The organism is Streptomyces sp. NPDC006739 (genome assembly GCF_042869815.1).
Lineage (GTDB): Bacteria > Actinomycetota > Actinomycetes > Streptomycetales > Streptomycetaceae > Streptomyces.
This window is the reverse complement of sequence record NZ_JBIAGM010000008.1, coordinates 310,152-325,023: the sequence shown is the minus strand read 5'-3', so window position 1 is coordinate 325,023 and position 14,872 is coordinate 310,152. Positions and strand designations below refer to the sequence as shown.

Here is a 14,872-nt window from a genome sequence, read left to right as displayed (position 1 = left end):
CCACGGCCATCTCCTCAGGTGTCACACCATTTCAACGACCCTCACGGACCAGCGGACACGCCACCCACGAGTGAAGCTGACCAAGCTCTACTAGCCGACGGGTACGGCTTCCTGGCTGTCCGTCAGCCGTTCGGGGACTCGGGCGGCGAGGAACGCCGTCCGGCGGCGGAGCCGGAAACCCAGTGACTCGTACAGCCGGATCGCGTCGGTGTTGCCCGCGCCCGTGTGCAGGAACGGGGTCTCGCCCCGCTCCCGGACGCCGTGCGCGACCGCGAGGATCAGCCGGGTCGCCAGGCCCTCGCCGCGGAAGGCGGGGTCGGTGCAGACCGCGCTGATCTCGGTCCAGCCCGGCGGGTGCAGCCGCTCCCCCGCCATCGCGATCAGGGCGCCGTCCCGGCGGATGCCCAGGTACGTGCCGAGTTCGACGGTGCGCGGCAGGAAGGGGCCGGGCCGGGTGCGGGCGACCAGGTCGAGCATCTCGGGGACGTCGGCGGGGCCGAGCCGCACCGCCTCCGCGTCCGGCGCGGCGGCCAGACCGTCGTCCACGAGCTGTACGCCCTCGATCCGGAACGTGATCTCCCAGCCGTCCGGGACCCGCCCGCCGAAGCCGGCCAGCGGGACCTCGGTGCCGGGACCGGCCAGCGCCGCGACGTCCGCCCAGTCGCGGGCGTCGGGCTCGTCGGGCAGCGCCAGCCAGGGCGACACGTCGACCGGGTACCGCAGCACCCGGCCGCGCCGCTCGGCGAAATCGGCGTGCGGGCCGGTGAGGGAGGCGAGGGCGGGGTTGTCGAGGACGTGCGGGGCGTCGGTGCCCGGCCGGTCCGGATCGCTCACCCGGCTCATCCGGCCACCTCGATCACGGTCTTGCCGAGGGCGTGACCGTCCTCCACACCGCGCAGCGCCTCACCCGCCCGGTCCAACGGGAAGGTGCGGGTGACGTGCGGGTTCAGGGCGCCGTCCAGCACCAGCCGGGCCAGCGCGTCCAGGACGGCGGCCGTGCGCGCGCGGGCCACCCGGGCGCCGCCCAGCTCGGCCACGGCCTCGGGCGACGCACCGGCGGTGACCAGCTTGGCGCGGTCGGTGAGCAGGGTCGCCGCCTCGGCGAGCGTACGGTCGCCCACGAGGTCGTAGACGGCGTCGACGCCCTGCGGCGCGGCGGCCCGCACGCGCTCGGCGAGGCCGTCCGGCCCGGAGGGCACGTGCACGGCGCCCAGCGACTCGACGAAGTCCTTCTTCCCGTCGCTCGCCACACCCACGACCCGCAGCCCCGAGGCGCGGGCGATCTGCACGGCGGCGGCGCCCACGCCGCCGCCCGCGCCGGTGACCAGCAGGGTGGCGCCCTCCGGCAGGCCGAGCTGGCGCACGCCGTCGTAGGCGGTGGCCGCGGCGACCGGCAGGGTGGCGGCGTCGGCGAAGGACAGCGCGGCGGGTTTGTGCGCGGTGACCTGGGCGGGCAGCAGGGTGTACTCCGCGTACCCGCCGGTGGCGGTGTTGCCGAAGACCTCGTCACCGACGGCGAACCCGGTCACGCCCACGCCGACCTCCGCCACCACCCCGGACACCTCGTTGCCGAGGACGGCGGGGAAGAGCGGGTCGCCGCTCTCGCCGGGGCGGCGGTAGCCCGAGCGCAGCTTGAAGTCGACGGGGTTCACCCCGGCCGCCCGGACCGCGACCAGCAGCTGACCGGGTCCGGGAACCGGCCGGTCCAGGTCCACCAACGCCTCGGTCTCCGGTCCGCCGTACCGGGTGAAGACGTACGCCTTGGGCATCTGTTCCTCGCTCTCCTCGCGCTCTTCGCACTCAGCGCCAAGGAGGAGCGCGGGGCGGCTATTCCCCTGCCCGCGCGGAGTTCACACGCCCGCAATGATCGGGGCACTGACCAGGCGCGGAGCGGGGATCAGCGACAGCGTACGGTTGAACCATGAACGTCACCCGAGGCTTCACGGGTCGCGCGCGTGTCCACAACCCGGGACTGCCACCCGGCCAGTACGACGCGGGCGACGACTGGCCCGTCCTGTCCGCCGAGGTCACGCCCGACCTCGCCGCCGCCGACTGGTCCCTGCGTGTCGACGGGCTGGTGGCACGGCCGCGCACCTGGGACTGGGAGCAGGCGCACGCGCTGCCCGCGTCGGCGTATCGGGGTGACATCCACTGCGTGACCGGCTGGTCGAAGTTCGGGGTGCGGTTCGGGGGCGTCTCGCTGGACGCGTTCCTCGACGCGGCGGGGCCCCATGGGTCCGCCACCCATGCCGTGGCCTACTCGCACACCGGCTACACGACCAGCCTGCCGCTCGCGGACCTCACCGGCGGACGGGCCTGGATCGTCTGGGAGTACGACGGACGGCCGCTGGCGCCCGAGCACGGCGGCCCGGCGCGCCTGCTGGTGCCGCACCTGTACTTCTGGAAGAGCGCCAAGTGGATCGCGGGCCTCACCCTCCTCGACCACGACGAGCCGGGCTTCTGGGAGCAGAACGGCTACCACGCGCGGGGCAATCCGTGGGAGGAGCAGCGGTACTCCGGTGACTGAGACGGCGGCTGAGAAGGTTTCCGGTGGCTTCACTCCCCCGACGCGTTTCGCGGTGCCCGGCCGTATCGCGGTGAGCGGCCCGGCCGCGGCGGTGTGGCGGACGGCCACCCTCACCGGGATCCGGCGCGAGACCCCGCACGCGGCCACCTTCCGGTTCGCGGTGCCGGGCTGGCCCGGGCATCTGCCGGGACAGCACCTGATGCTGCGGCTGACCGCCGGGGACGGCTACACGGCCCAGCGCCACTATTCGATCGCGTCCGCGCCGGACGACTCCGGGCACATCGAGCTGACCCTGGACCACGTGACGGACGGGGAGGTGTCCGGCTGGTTCCACACGCAGGCCAGGCCCGGTGACACGGTCGAGGTGCGCGGCCCGGTGAGCGGCTTCTTCGCGTGGCCGGGCGACCGGCCCGCGCTGCTGATCGGGGCCGGTTCCGGTGTCGTACCGCTGATGTCGATGGTGCGGCACCACCGGGCGCGCGGTCTGTCCGTGCCGCTGCGGCTGCTGGTGTCCGCGCGTGGCCCCGAGGAGTTGATCTACGCGGGCGAGCTGGGTGAGGAGACGACGACGGTCTTCACCCGCCGGGCCCCGGAGGGTACGCCGGTGGGCCGCATGACGGCCGCGCATGTGGCGCCGCTCCTGGCCGAACGGCCCGTCGGCGGCTGGGAGGCGTACGTGTGCGGCTCCAACGGGTTCGCCGAGCACGCCTCGCGCCTGCTCGTGGCGGCCGGCCAGCCGGTGGACCGGATCCGCATCGAACGCTTCGGCTGAAACTCCCCGTCCAGGGGGCGGGCACCGGTGCTCCGGGTGAGCGAGGTGCTCCGTTCGGGGTACGAGACCGGTGTGGGCGTTCGCGTCCGGGAGCGGGAGCGGCGGGCCGGCCGTGCGGGCCCGGCCCCTCCGGTGGCTCCGGCGGTGGCGAGGAGGTGGACATGCGTACCCGGGTGCGTGGCTGGCGCTGGCGGCGCAATCCGCTGCGGCGCCGGACGGACGTGGTGGAGGCGTGGACGGCACTGGCCGTGGCCGTGCTGTTGTCGGTGGCCGCGCCGCTGGCCGGGGCGGTGGCGGGGCTGTGGGCCCATGACGCGGCGCAGGCGGTCGCCGTGACGCAGCGGGCCGAGCGGCACCGGGTGCGGGCGGTGGTGGTCGGCAACAGGCCCGAGCGGCTGCCCTCGGTGCGGGGCGACCGGCAGCACGCCTACCGGGCCGACGTCCGCTGGACCGAGCCGGGCCGGGGGACGCGTACCACCCTGGCCCGGGTGCCGGCCGGGATGCGGCCCGGTGAGGTGGTGGACGTGTGGTTCGACGCCCGCGGCCGTGCCGTCGCCCCGCCGCCGAACGATGTCGCGGTCTGGCAGCACACGGTCACGGTCGGCCTGTGCGCGGCCGGCGGGACGGCGGCCGTGGTCCTCCTCGGCCATGGCATCGCCCGCCGGGTGGCGCTGCGCCACCGGATGGACGAGTGGGAACGGGAGTGGGCCGGCACCGAACCGAGGTGGACGCAACGGAGCGGCTGAGGGGGCTCCGCCCGGCCTGGCGGGTTCCGTGACCGCGCACGTACGGTGGGACGATCCGCTCTCCCCCTTCCCAAAGGCGGTTGTTGATGGCCCTGTTCGACCTTCCCCTCGATGAACTCCGCGAGTACCACAGCGCCTCCACGGAACCGGAGGACTTCGACGCCTTCTGGGCCAAGACTCTCCAGGAGGCCCGTGACCACGACCTGGACGCCCGCTTCGAGCCGGTCGAGACCGGACTGTCGACGGTGCGGGTGTACGACGTGACCTTCTCCGGTTTCGGCGGGCACCCGGTGAAGGGCTGGCTGCGGCTGCCGGCGGACGCGTCGGAACCGCTGCCGCTGGTGGTGGAGTTCATCGGTTACGGAGGCGGGCGCGGGCTGGCGCACGAGAACCTGCTGTGGGCGTCGACCGGCCGGGCGCACTTCATGATGGACACCCGCGGCCAGGGCAGCGCCTGGGGCGGCGGGGGCGGCACGGCGGATCCGGTGGGCGCGGGTCCCGCCTACCCCGGTTTCATGACCCGGGGCATCGACGCGCCCGAGAACTACTACTACCGGCGCGTCTTCACGGACGCGGTACGGGCCGTCGAGGCGGCCCGCTCCCATCCGCTGACGGACGCGGCACGCACCGCGGCGATCGGCGGGAGCCAGGGCGGCGGTATCACCCTCGCGGTCGGCGGCCTGGTGCCGGACCTGGTCGCGGTCGCCCCGGACGTGCCGTTCCTGTGCGACTTCCCGCGCGCGACGACGATGACGGACCGTCACCCGTACCGGGAGATCGGTCTGTTCCTCAAGACGCACCGCGGCCGGACGGCGGAGGTGCTGCGCACCCTGTCCTACTTCGACGGCGTCCACTTCGCGGCCCGCGGCACGTCCGCCGCCCTGTTCTCGGCCGCCCTGGAGGACCAGACCTGCCCGCCGTCCACCGTGTTCGCGGCCTTCAACGCCTGGGCGCACGACGACAAGGCGATCGAGGTGTACGACTTCAACGACCACGAGGGCGGCGGCCCCTTCCACGAGGCGGAGAAGGTGCGCTGGCTGCGGTCGTACGTCTGAGACCACCCGCGACCATCCGCTTCCCCACCCCCTTTCCCCCGGTCCGACCAGTCGGTATGTTCAGGGGTCCGGGTCGCGGTGGCGCGGCCCGGGTTCCGGTGACGACGGAGGGCCCATGTCCGAGCACGAGCCACAGGTTCACGGTCACTGCGACGCGCGGTTCGCGGCGGTGCGGGAGGCGTTCGAGGAGAACTTCCGGGACCGGGACGAACTGGGCGCCGCGCTGGCGGTGACGGTCGACGGCACGACCGTGGTGGACCTGTGGGGCGGCTGGGCGGACGCGGCCCGCACCCGGCCGTGGGACCGGGACACGCTGGTCAATGTGTGGTCGACGACGAAGGGGCCGGTGGCGCTGTGCGCGCACGTCCTGGCCGACCGGGGGCTGCTCGACCTCGACGCGCCGGTGGCCGCGTACTGGCCGGAGTTCGCGGCGGCCGGGAAGGAGAAGGTCCTGGTACGGCATCTGCTGTCGCACCGCGCGGGACTGGCCGGCCTGCGTGAGCCGCACTCGGTCGCCCAGCTGTACGACTGGGAGCTGACGACAGCGCGGCTCGCGGCGACGGAGCCCTGGTGGGAGCCGGGGACGCGGTCGGGCTATCACGCGCTCACCTACGGCTTCCTGGTGGGCGAGGTCGTCCGGCGGGTCTCGGGGCTGCTGCCGGGGGCCTTCCTGGAACGGGAGGTGACCGGGCCGCTCGGCATCGACTTCACCGTGGGCCTGCCGGAGAAGGAGTCCGGACGGGCGGCCCGACTGGTGCGTCCACGCGCCGCGCCGGCCGGCGAACAGGCCAGGGTCTTCGGCCAGTTGGCGCCCGCTGCGCTGGCGGCGCTGACGAACCCGGTGGTGGGCGCGACGGAGGCGAACACGCCCGAGTGGCGGGCGGCGGAGATCCCGGCCGCCAACGGCCACGGCACGGCCCGGGCGATCGCCGCGCTGTACGGCGTCTTCGCCGGGCGGGGTGCGTACGGCGGCCGGCGCGTCCTGTCGCCGGAGGCGGCCGAGCGGGTGCGCGAAGGGCAGGGCAGCTGCCGTGACCTGGTCCTCGGCGCGGGCTTCGCGCATGACACCGAGGTCGGGCTCGGGCTGTGGCTGAGCGGACCGAACGGCTCGTACGGCCCCAATCCGCGCGCTGTGGGACACGACGGGTTCGGCGGCTCGTGCGGGCTCGCCGACCCGGAGGCGGGCGTGTCGCTCGGCTACGCGATGAACCGGATGGGGCCGCACATCGCCGACGACCCGCGCAAGACGGCGCTGGTGAAGGCCCTCTACAGCGCCCTGTGAGCAGAGGTCCCGGCGGGTGGGTGGAGCCGGGTCATCCCGGCCGCCGTGCCGACACCAGCCGGGCGCGGGGACTGCCGTCCTCGCGGGACCCGAACTCGGGCAGGGCGTACAGCTCCACCGCGAACCCGGCGCGCTCCAGCTCCTCAAGGACGCCCCCCAGCCGGAAGGCCCGGTAGTACATGACGAACGGCGGCCGCCACACCGCGTTGCGCAGCCGCATCACCGTGTCGAACCCGAGCAGCGCCCAGAACGCCGGGCTCGACGGGCGCGGCGGCGCCAGGACCGGGAAGGCGAACCGGCCGCCCGGCCGCAGCGCCGAGTGCACCTGGGCGAACAGGCCGGGCAGTTCCCGGGGCAGGAAGTGACCGAACGCCCCGAAGCTCACCACCAGGTCGAAGGCGGCCGTGAACGGCAGCACCCGGGCGTCGCCGCGCACCCAGGCGACGCCGGGGCCGCCCGTGCCGGGTCCGGAGGGCACCCTGCGCCGGGCGATGTCGAGCATGCCCGCGCTGAAGTCGAGCCCGGTGACGCCGGCGCCGCACACCCGCGTCAGCACCTGCGTGCCGGCGCCCGTGCCGCAGCACAGGTCGAGTCCGTCCTCGAACGGCCCGAGCGGGGCGAGTGCCGTCGCGACGGACTCCAGCACCGCCTCGGGCGTCCGGAAGGGGGTGTGGTCGAACTTCGGCGCGAGCAGGTCGTAGCCGTGCTCGACGGACGACAACGCCTGCACGGCGAGTTCGCGGAGGCTGGGGCCCTCGGGACTGAACATCCGACCAGCCTAGGCGCACGCGCCGGACCGGTCGGCGGCTGTCCTCGCAGCCGCGATCCTGCGCGGGGTCACCCGGGTCTTCGAGGACTTCGGTACGAGCGTGAGCCGGCCGGGGCCGACGGCCGCGACCACGCGCTGGTCTTCCGTGCCCGGGTGGGCGATCGCGAGCTGACGGGCCGCGACTTCCCGCACCTCGACGAGGAGGTCCGATCGACGAGTGCACGGTCATGGTGCGCCCGCTCTCGGGCGCCCAGGCACTGGCCGGGGCCATGGGCGCCCAGTTCGAGCGGATCGCCGAGGAGGCCGCCACGCGGTCCGCCCCGCAGGCGGAGGTCAGTTCTTCAGCTGGCCCAGCGTGGTCTTGGTGTCCGACTTCAGCCAGTCGTCCACGTCGGTGAGCTTGGGCGGGTTCTTGTCCTCGTCGTAGGAGGACAGGTAGGCGCTGTAGCTCATCGTGTACGTCATCCAGCCGTCCCGTACGGCGAGTGTGGCGTTGCGGGAGCCGCTGGTGGAGCCGTTGGTGGTGTCCTGGCTGACGAGGTAGGCCTCGTCGCCGATGCCCTTGACGCTCTCCACGTCGTAACCCGTGTGGCTGTCGCCGTAGTTCTTCCAGGTGGCCGTGAACTCCGGTGCCGGGTCGGTCTTCTTGTGCAGGTCCACCTCCAGGTTGAGGTAGGCGTCCGCGTAGCTGGACCCGGTCTTCTTCAGCCCGAGGCTGCAGTAACTCTCGTCCAGTGCCTTGTCCTTGAGGGCGTTGTGGCCCGGGGAGGAGTCGCTCTGCGGGTACTCGTCCTTGAAGGAGGAGTAGTCCCCGCTGGAGCAGAGGTTGGCCGGGGCCTGGTAGCCGCGCAGGTCCGCCGAGCCGCTCCTGCCGCCGAGCACGAGGACGCCGGCGGCCCAGGCGGCGGAGGCTACGACCGCGCCGACGACGGCCCACAGCACCGCCTTCCCCGCGCCGCCACCACCACCGCCGCCGGCGGGCGGCACGGGCAGGGGGCCGTACTGGGGCGGCTGGGCGTACGGGTTCCCCGGCTGAGGCTGGCCCGGCTGGCCGATCACGGTGGGCTGGGCGTAGAAGTTCTGCGGTCCGGGCGACTGCGGGCTCGGGTAGGGATAGGCGGTCGGCTGCGGCGGAACGGCCGGCGGCTGCCCGGGCTGATCGGGTTGCGGCGATGGCTGCGGCGATGGCTGCGGTGGCGTGGACATGTCGTGAAGATAATGCACACTACGCCCCAAGTCCCCTGCTGTCCTGGATCGTTACGGTCTGGGAACCTCGTCGGCACACCAGCCCGCACACCAGCCCGCACACCAGCCCGCACACCAGTCGACACACCGCGCGGCGAGCGGCCCGGCCGCCCGGGAGTGAACCACGCCATGTTTGCCCCCTGCGGGTCGGCGGGTATAGTGCGATCAGCACGCGGTTCCGCCCGGTTCCAGGGCGCCGGTGTCGGCTTCTCTTCAGCCACCTCTCCGCGCTCGGCTTTCCGACCGGCGCGCAGGCTTCTCCGCAGCACCTCCTGACCAGGCTTTTCCTGCCTCACCCGGGGGCCCGAGGTGCTTTCCCCGCCGCCCGCAGGCAGTCACACACGCCTCCGCTCGCGGCCTTCTCCCCCTCCCCCGCTCTTTCCGGCTTCACCCATCGCGTCCCCGAAAGGACCGACCCCATGACCACCACACTGGAACACCCTCCTGTGGAACAGCAGGCTCCCACCGCCCGGATCGTCTCCGGCGTCCTCGACGTCGACGCGAGCGGGAAGGGCCGGCTGCGCGCCGCGAGCTGCCTGCCCACGCCCGCCGACCCGCAGGTGCCCGCCGCGCTGATCCGCCGTCACGGCCTGCGCAAGGGCGACCTCGTCGAAGGCGTCCCGGGGGCGCAGCGCGCCCTGACCGAGATCACCCGGGTCAACGGCCGTGCCCCCGGGGAACTCCGGGGGCGCCGTCACTTCCGCGACCTCACCCCCCTGCACCCGCACCAGCGGCTCCGCCTCGAACACCCGGCCGCCGGACCGGCCGGACGCATCACCGACCTGTTCGCACCGGTCGGCAAGGGCCAGCGCGGCCTCGTCGTCGCCCCTCCGAAGACCGGCAAGACCGTGCTGCTCCAGCAGCTCGCCGCCGCCGTCGCCGGCAACCATCCCGAGTGCCGTCTGATGGTGGTGCTGGTCGACGAGCGCCCGGAGGAAGTCACCGACATGCGCCGCTCGGTGCGCGGCGAGGTGTACGCCTCGACCTTCGACCGTCCGGCCAAGGACCACATCGCCCTCGCCGAACTCGTCATGGAGCGCGCCAAGCGGCTCGTCGAGGACGGCCAGGACGTCGTGATCCTGCTGGACTCCCTGACCCGGCTGTGCCGGGCCCACAACAACGCGGCGGCCTCCGGCGGCCGCACCCTCAGCGGCGGCGTCGACGCCGCCGCGCTGCTCGGCCCCAAGCGGTTCTTCGGTGCCGCCCGCCAGGCCGAGGAGGGCGGCTCGCTCACCATCCTCGCCACCGCCCTGGTGGACACCGGCTCCCGCGCCGACGGCTACTTCTTCGAGGAACTCAAGAGCACCGGCAACATGGAGCTGCGTCTGGACCGCGAGCCGGCCGACCGCCGCGTCTTCCCGGCCGTGGACCTCACCTCCTCCGGCACCCGCCGGGAGGAACTCCTGCTGACCCCGGCCGAGTTGACCGCCGTGCGAGGACTGCGCCGCGCCCTGCGGCCCCGGGAGGGCGGACCGGCGCACCTGGAGACCCTGCTGGAGCGGCTGCGCGAGACCCCCGACAACGCGACCTTCCTGCGCCGGGTGCAGCCCACCCTGCCCGCGAACTGACGCGACGCCGTCCGCGTCCGCCGCGCGTCCCGCATCCGGGTTGCTCGACGGGGCCGAACGGCCCCGGCAGCGCGCCGTACGGCGCCCCCGTTCCTACGTTGCTCGTATGACGATCGGATTCTCTCACCGGGTGGTTGTGTCGACCTGTGCCGTCTGCGCGGCGGGCCTGCTGGCGCTCGCCTCCGTCGCGGCCGATGCCGGGACCGACCGGACCGCCCGGACCGCCCGCGCCCGCGCCGGGGAACCCGCCCCGCCCGCGCCCCGGACGGCGGTGCCAGGGCCGTCGTTGCTCTACGGATCCGGTACCCAGGTCCGGCCGCACCGCGGGGCGCCCGAGCTGCCGGACGTCTCGGCGTTGTCCTGGCTGGTCTCCGAGGCGGGCACCGGCGAGGTGCTGGCCGCGAGCGACGCGCACCGCCGGCTGCCGCCGGCCAGCACCCTGAAGACCCTGTTCGCCCTCACCGTGCTCCCGGTCCTGCCCGGCGGCACCCGGCACACCGTCAGCGCGGAGGAGCTGGCGGACATCGGCGAGGGCAGCAGCCTGGTCGGGGTGGAGGAGGGCCACACCTACCAGGTCTCCGACCTGTGGCGCGGGGTCTTCCTCAGCTCCGGCAACGACGCCGTGCACGTGCTCGCCTCGCTCGACGGCGGCTGGCGGACGACGGCCACCCGGATGCAGGACAAGGCCCGCTCGCTGGGCGCGCTGGACACCCATGTGGTCTCCCCCGACGGCTACGACATGCCCGGCCAGGTCTCCTCGGCCTACGACCTGGCGGTCTTCGGCCGGGCCGGGCTGCGCGACCCCGACTTCGCGCGGTACTGCTCCACCGCCCGGGCCTGGTTCCCCGGCGAGGGGTCCGCCTTCCGGATCGAGAACACCAACCGGCTGCTGACCGGCGAGGACGGGGTGGATCCCTACCCCGGGCTGATCGGCGTCAAGAACGGCTACACCAGCAACGCGGGCAACACCCTGGTGGCCGCCGCCCGCCGGGGCGGCCGCACGCTCCTGGTGACCGTGATGAACCCGCAGGCCGGCGGCGGGCTCACCGTCTACGAGGAGGCGCGCGAGCTGCTCGACTGGGGCTTCGCGGCGGCCGGACAGGTCGATCCGGTGGGTTCGCTGGACGCGCTGCGCGCCGGGCCGCGCAAGGCGTCGCCCGCGGTACCGGTGGCGGCGGCCTCGTCGACGGCGGACGACGACCCGGACTGGTCGCCGGCCGGTGTCGTCACCGGGCTCGCCTGCCTCGGCGCGGGAGTGGTCGCCATGAGACGGCGGGGCAGGGGCGGCCGGCCCGGACGGGACGGACCGGACCGGGGCTGACCGGCCGGCAGGCCGAGCAGCAGGCCCAGCGTGACCCAGGTGTAGGCGTTGGCGCCGAGGAAGCCGTCGATGCCGGAGGCGTCGTCGAACCAGAGCCACACCACACTGGTGCACAGCACCGCGTACAGGGCGCCGGCCAGCCGCGGGCGTCCGGCGCGGGCCAGCACCGCGAAGGACGGCAGCAGCCACACCAGATGGTGCACCCAGGTGATCGGGCTGACCAGGCAGGCCGCGAGGCCGGTGAGGGCGAAGGCGGCCGGCCAGTCGCCGGCCAGGGCAGCCCGCCGGGCCCGCCACGCCCATACGCACAGCACCACCAGGGCCGCCGTGGCCCACCAGGCCCGGCCCGGCTCGCCCAGCCGGGCCAGCACACCCTGCACCGACTGGTTCGACACGTAGTCGAGGCGGCCCACCCGTCCGGTGTCCCACAGCGCCTCGGTCCAGTAGAAGCGGGACGCCCCCGGGTCGGCCCAGGCGGCCAGCGCGGTCGCGGCCGCCGCGACCGCCGTGGCCAGACCGGCCGCCCGCCACCGCCGGGCGAGCAGCAACAGCCCGATGAACAGGGCCGGCGTCAGCTTCACCGCCGCCGCGAGCCCGGTCCCGGCGCCCGCCCAGCGGCCCCGCCCGCTCGCCAGCAGCCAGGAGTCGCCCAGGACAAGGGCCAGCAGCACCAGGTTGACCTGGCCGAAGCTGAAGGTGTCGCGCAGCGGCTCGAACAGGGCGAGCGCGCACAGCGCCAGGGACCAGCGGTACCAGCCGTGCCGCCGCCAGCGCGGCCCGGCCAGGATCCGCAGGACGGCCGCCAGTGCGGCCAGGTTGATCAGCAGGGAGACGGTGATGGCGGCGCCCAGCCCGACCAGTGCCATCGGCAGCATGGCGAGGGCGGCGAACGGCGGATAGGTGAAGCCGTACGCCGTGCCGGGCACCCGGTAGTCGTAGATCCGGCCGCCGTGGTGGACCCAGGTGTGCACGGTGCCGAAGTAGACGCGCAGGTCGAACCAGCCGCGCAGCAGCGGCACGGTCGCGGTGAACACGGCCACGGCGGCGGCCAGCCCGAGGACGAGCAGCAGCCGGCCCCGGCCGGTGCGCGGCCCGGTCATGCCGCACCTCCGAGCGCCGGGGCCCGCACCGCCTGGTGGGCCTGCCACAGCACGACCACGCCGAGCACCCCGCCGCAGACCGCGAGGACGAGCTGGCCCGGGTCCGCCGGGCCGCCGCTGGGCAGGACGGCGAGCGCGAGCACCCCGGTCAGGGCCGCCACCCGGTGCCGTACGGACGTGGTGGGCGCGGCGGCCGCGATGAGGAACAGCCCCCACAGGACGTACCAGGGGCGGATCGCCGGGCCGAAGACCGCGACGGTGAGCAGGCTCAGCCCGAGCGCGTACACCGGTCTCGGGCGCAGCCGCAGCCAGATGGCCGCCACGGCCACGGCGGTGACCGCGAGACCGAGCAGATGCCAGGCGGGGACGGCCAGCGGTGCCAGATCGCTGCCGAGCCGGGCCAGCAGCGCGCCGGTGGCCCGGCCCAGCAGGCTGGTCAGCGCCCAGTTGTGCGGGGAGACGGGGGTGTTCAGGGCGCCTATCCAGCCGTAACCCGTGCCGGCCACGGCGGTCGCGAGGACCGTGGTGGCGGCCGAAGCGGCCACCGTCGTGGCGATGGCGCGCGCCGGGCGGCGGCCCGCGCGCACCTGGAGGACCACGACCGCGAGCAGACCGAGCGCGGCGGGCGCCTTGACCAGGGCGGCGAGGGTGACCAGTACGGCGGCCGGGACGGTCCTGCCGCCGAGGGCGGCGACCAGGCCGAGGCCGAGCAGGCCGAGCATGATCGCGTCGTTGTGGGCGCCCGCGACCAGGTGCAGCAGCACCAGGGGGTTGAGGGCGCCCAGCCAGAGCGCGGCGGCCGGGTCGGCGCCGCTGTACCGGGCCAGGCGGGGCAGCGCCGCCGCCATGAGCGCCACGCCGAGCAGGGCGACGAGCCGCATCCCGAAGAGTCCCGCCGGGAGTTCGCCGCGGGTGAGGCGGGCGAGTCCGGAGGCCAGGGAGAGGAAGGCCGGGCCGTAGGGGGCGGCGGTGTGCTGCCACACCGGGGCGACCTCCTCGGCCAGCGGTCCGCCGAGCTGCGCGGGCCCGTGGGCGTAGACGTCCATGTGCGCGTCGACCATGGCGCCCTGTGCGAGGTAGCTGTAGACGTCCCGGCTGAACAGCGGCGGTGCGAGCAGCAGCGGGGCCGCCCAGGTCGCGAGGACCAGCAGCAGGGCGCGCGGGGTCGGCGGTTCGGCGCCGCGCACCCGACGGCCGAGCAGCAGCCAGGCCGCTATCAGCAGGACGACGCCGAAGTAGACCCCGACCAGGCCCAGCGCGGCCTGGGCCGAGGCGGGCGCGAACAGGTCCCGCACCGGCAGGGCACCGGCCGTCTCACCGCCGAGCGCGAGGCAGGCGGTACCGGCCAGTCCGAGCGCCTGGCAGCGACGGAGATCGAGGGGGAAAGCCTTGGCCAACACTGGGGAAGCGTGTCAACGAAGGGTGGCCGGAAGGCGACCTGCCGGGCACCGGTGGGCGGCCTGGGCGTGACCGGAACGTGAGCGCCGTGCCGTCGGGGCGTGCGCCCGGGCGCTTCGGCCGGTCAGAACACCGACACCCCGGTGAGCGTGGTGAAGCGGTCCAGGGCCGCCACCCCGGCGACCGAGTTGCCGCGCTCGTCGAGCCCCGGGCTCCACACGCACAGCGTGCAGCGGCCCGGTACGACCGCGATGACTCCGCCGCCGACACCGCTCTTGCCGGGCAGGCCGACCCGGTAGGCGAAGTCGCCCGCCGCGTCATAGGTCCCGCAGGTGAGCATCACCGCGTTGACCTGCTTGGCCTGGCTTTGGGTGAGCAGCCGGGTGCCGTCGGCGCGGACGCCGTGCCGGGCCAGGAAGGTGGTGGCGAGGGCCAGGTCGGCGCAGGAGGCGGCGATGGAGCACTGCCGGAAGTACTGGTCGAGCAGGACCGGCACCGGGTTGTCGATGTTGCGGTAGGACGCCATGAAGTGCGCGAGGGCCGCGTTGCGGTCGCCGTGCGCGGCCTCGGAGGCGGCGACCTCCCGGTCGAAGTCCAGTGCCGGGTTGCCGCTCTCGGCGCGCAGGAAGGCCAGCAGTTCCCCGGCCGCGTCTCCGGTACGGGTCTGGAGGCGGTCGGTGACGACGAGCGCGCCCGCGTTGATGAAGGGGTTGCGCGGGATGCCGTTCTCGTACTCCAGCTGGACCAGGGAGTTGAAGGGGTTGCCGGAGGGCTCGCGGCCGACGTGCTCCCAGAGTTCGTCGCCCTCGCGGGCCAGGTCGAGGGCGAGGGTGAAGACCTTGGTGATGGACTGCGTGGAGAACGGCTCGCGCCAGTCCCCGACGCCGTAGACCGTGCCGTCGAGTTCGGCGACCGCCATGCCGAAGCGGCGCGGGTCGCGGGAGGCGAGCGCCGGGATGTAGTCGGCGGACCGGCCGCGTCCCGGAGTGCGATCGATTTCCGCCGCGATGCGGTCAAGGACCGGCTGGAACTGCGAGGACATGATCAGCATCATGCCGCATGCGCGTGCCGCCACCCGGTGCGGCCCCC

At 74.4% G+C, this 14,872-nt stretch carries 13 protein-coding genes and 2 pseudogenes; 8 read left to right on the top strand and 7 right to left on the bottom strand.

The annotated features are described in order from the left end of the window. Positions 1-90: 90 nt before the first annotated feature. Both ACFYMM_RS19080 and ACFYMM_RS19075 read right to left on the bottom strand, forming a co-directional pair. Positions 91-843, bottom strand: a complete 753-nt coding sequence (locus ACFYMM_RS19080) for a GNAT family N-acetyltransferase (RefSeq protein WP_388387874.1) — start codon at positions 841-843, stop codon at positions 91-93. Next, entirely contained in the window at positions 840-1,769 is a 930-nt protein-coding gene (locus ACFYMM_RS19075; protein ID WP_388387872.1) for an NADP-dependent oxidoreductase, read from the bottom strand. The genes ACFYMM_RS19080 and ACFYMM_RS19075 overlap by 4 nt, the downstream gene beginning before the upstream one ends. A gap of 152 nt (positions 1,770-1,921) precedes the next feature. Here ACFYMM_RS19075 and ACFYMM_RS19070 point away from each other — a divergent pair, with 152 nt between their 5' ends. From ACFYMM_RS19070 to ACFYMM_RS19050, 5 genes are all read left to right on the top strand, one after another. Continuing rightward, complete coding sequence (locus ACFYMM_RS19070) at positions 1,922-2,527, top strand: sulfite oxidase-like oxidoreductase (protein WP_388387870.1); 606 nt, start codon at positions 1,922-1,924, stop codon at positions 2,525-2,527. Next, positions 2,520-3,299 (top strand): ferredoxin reductase, encoded by a 780-nt coding sequence (locus tag ACFYMM_RS19065; protein ID WP_388387868.1) that lies wholly within the window; start codon positions 2,520-2,522, stop codon positions 3,297-3,299. Before ACFYMM_RS19070 ends, ACFYMM_RS19065 begins: the two co-directional genes overlap by 8 nt. 161 nt (positions 3,300-3,460) lie before the next feature. Then, positions 3,461-4,045, top strand: coding sequence for a hypothetical protein (locus ACFYMM_RS19060; RefSeq protein WP_388387866.1), 585 nt, complete (start codon positions 3,461-3,463; stop codon positions 4,043-4,045). Between the two features lie 86 nt (positions 4,046-4,131). Further along, on the top strand, positions 4,132-5,100 hold the full coding sequence (locus ACFYMM_RS19055) for an acetylxylan esterase (RefSeq protein WP_388387864.1): 969 nt from the start codon (positions 4,132-4,134) through the stop codon (positions 5,098-5,100). Positions 5,101-5,215: 115 nt separating this feature from the next. Beyond that, positions 5,216-6,382 carry a serine hydrolase domain-containing protein gene (locus ACFYMM_RS19050; RefSeq protein ID WP_388387862.1) on the top strand — a complete coding sequence of 389 codons (1,167 nt, stop codon included), beginning with the start codon at positions 5,216-5,218 and terminating at the stop codon, positions 6,380-6,382. 31 nt (positions 6,383-6,413) lie between these two features. On the opposite strand, the gene ACFYMM_RS19045 is transcribed toward ACFYMM_RS19050, so the two are convergent. Then, positions 6,414-7,151: a class I SAM-dependent methyltransferase gene (locus ACFYMM_RS19045; RefSeq protein WP_388387860.1), complete on the bottom strand. Its 738-nt coding sequence runs from the start codon at positions 7,149-7,151 to the stop codon at positions 6,414-6,416. A gap of 43 nt (positions 7,152-7,194) precedes the next feature. Between ACFYMM_RS19045 and ACFYMM_RS19040 the strand changes: the two are divergent. Continuing rightward, positions 7,195-7,549: pseudogene (locus ACFYMM_RS19040) on the top strand (hypothetical protein); the annotation flags it as partial. On the opposite strand, the gene ACFYMM_RS19035 reads toward ACFYMM_RS19040, so the two are convergent. Continuing rightward, entirely contained in the window at positions 7,485-8,357 is an 873-nt protein-coding gene (locus ACFYMM_RS19035; protein ID WP_388387858.1) for a hypothetical protein, read from the bottom strand. The pseudogene ACFYMM_RS19040 and the gene ACFYMM_RS19035 overlap by 65 nt on opposite strands. A gap of 458 nt (positions 8,358-8,815) precedes the next feature. Here ACFYMM_RS19035 and rho point away from each other — a divergent pair, with 458 nt between their 5' ends. Together rho and ACFYMM_RS19025 are read left to right on the top strand one after the other, a co-directional pair. Next, entirely contained in the window at positions 8,816-9,964 is a 1,149-nt protein-coding gene (gene rho / locus ACFYMM_RS19030; RefSeq protein WP_388387856.1) for a transcription termination factor Rho, read from the top strand. A 106-nt stretch (positions 9,965-10,070) separates the two neighbouring features. Beyond that, positions 10,071-10,979, top strand: a pseudogene (locus ACFYMM_RS19025) (D-alanyl-D-alanine carboxypeptidase family protein); the annotation flags it as partial. A 35-nt stretch (positions 10,980-11,014) separates the two neighbouring features. On the opposite strand, the gene ACFYMM_RS19020 reads toward ACFYMM_RS19025, so the two are convergent. The 3 genes from ACFYMM_RS19020 to ACFYMM_RS19010 form a co-directional block, all read right to left on the bottom strand. Then, positions 11,015-12,385 carry a glycosyltransferase family 87 protein gene (locus tag ACFYMM_RS19020; RefSeq protein ID WP_388387854.1) on the bottom strand — a complete coding sequence of 457 codons (1,371 nt, stop codon included), beginning with the start codon at positions 12,383-12,385 and terminating at the stop codon, positions 11,015-11,017. Beyond that, positions 12,382-13,785: a polyprenol phosphomannose-dependent alpha 1,6 mannosyltransferase MptB gene (gene mptB, locus ACFYMM_RS19015; RefSeq protein WP_388387852.1), complete on the bottom strand. Its 1,404-nt coding sequence runs from the start codon at positions 13,783-13,785 to the stop codon at positions 12,382-12,384. Before mptB ends, ACFYMM_RS19020 begins: the two co-directional genes overlap by 4 nt. Positions 13,786-13,907: 122 nt before the next feature. Next, positions 13,908-14,834: a glutaminase gene (locus ACFYMM_RS19010; RefSeq protein ID WP_388387896.1), complete on the bottom strand. Its 927-nt coding sequence runs from the start codon at positions 14,832-14,834 to the stop codon at positions 13,908-13,910. Between the last annotated feature and the right edge of the window lie 38 nt (positions 14,835-14,872).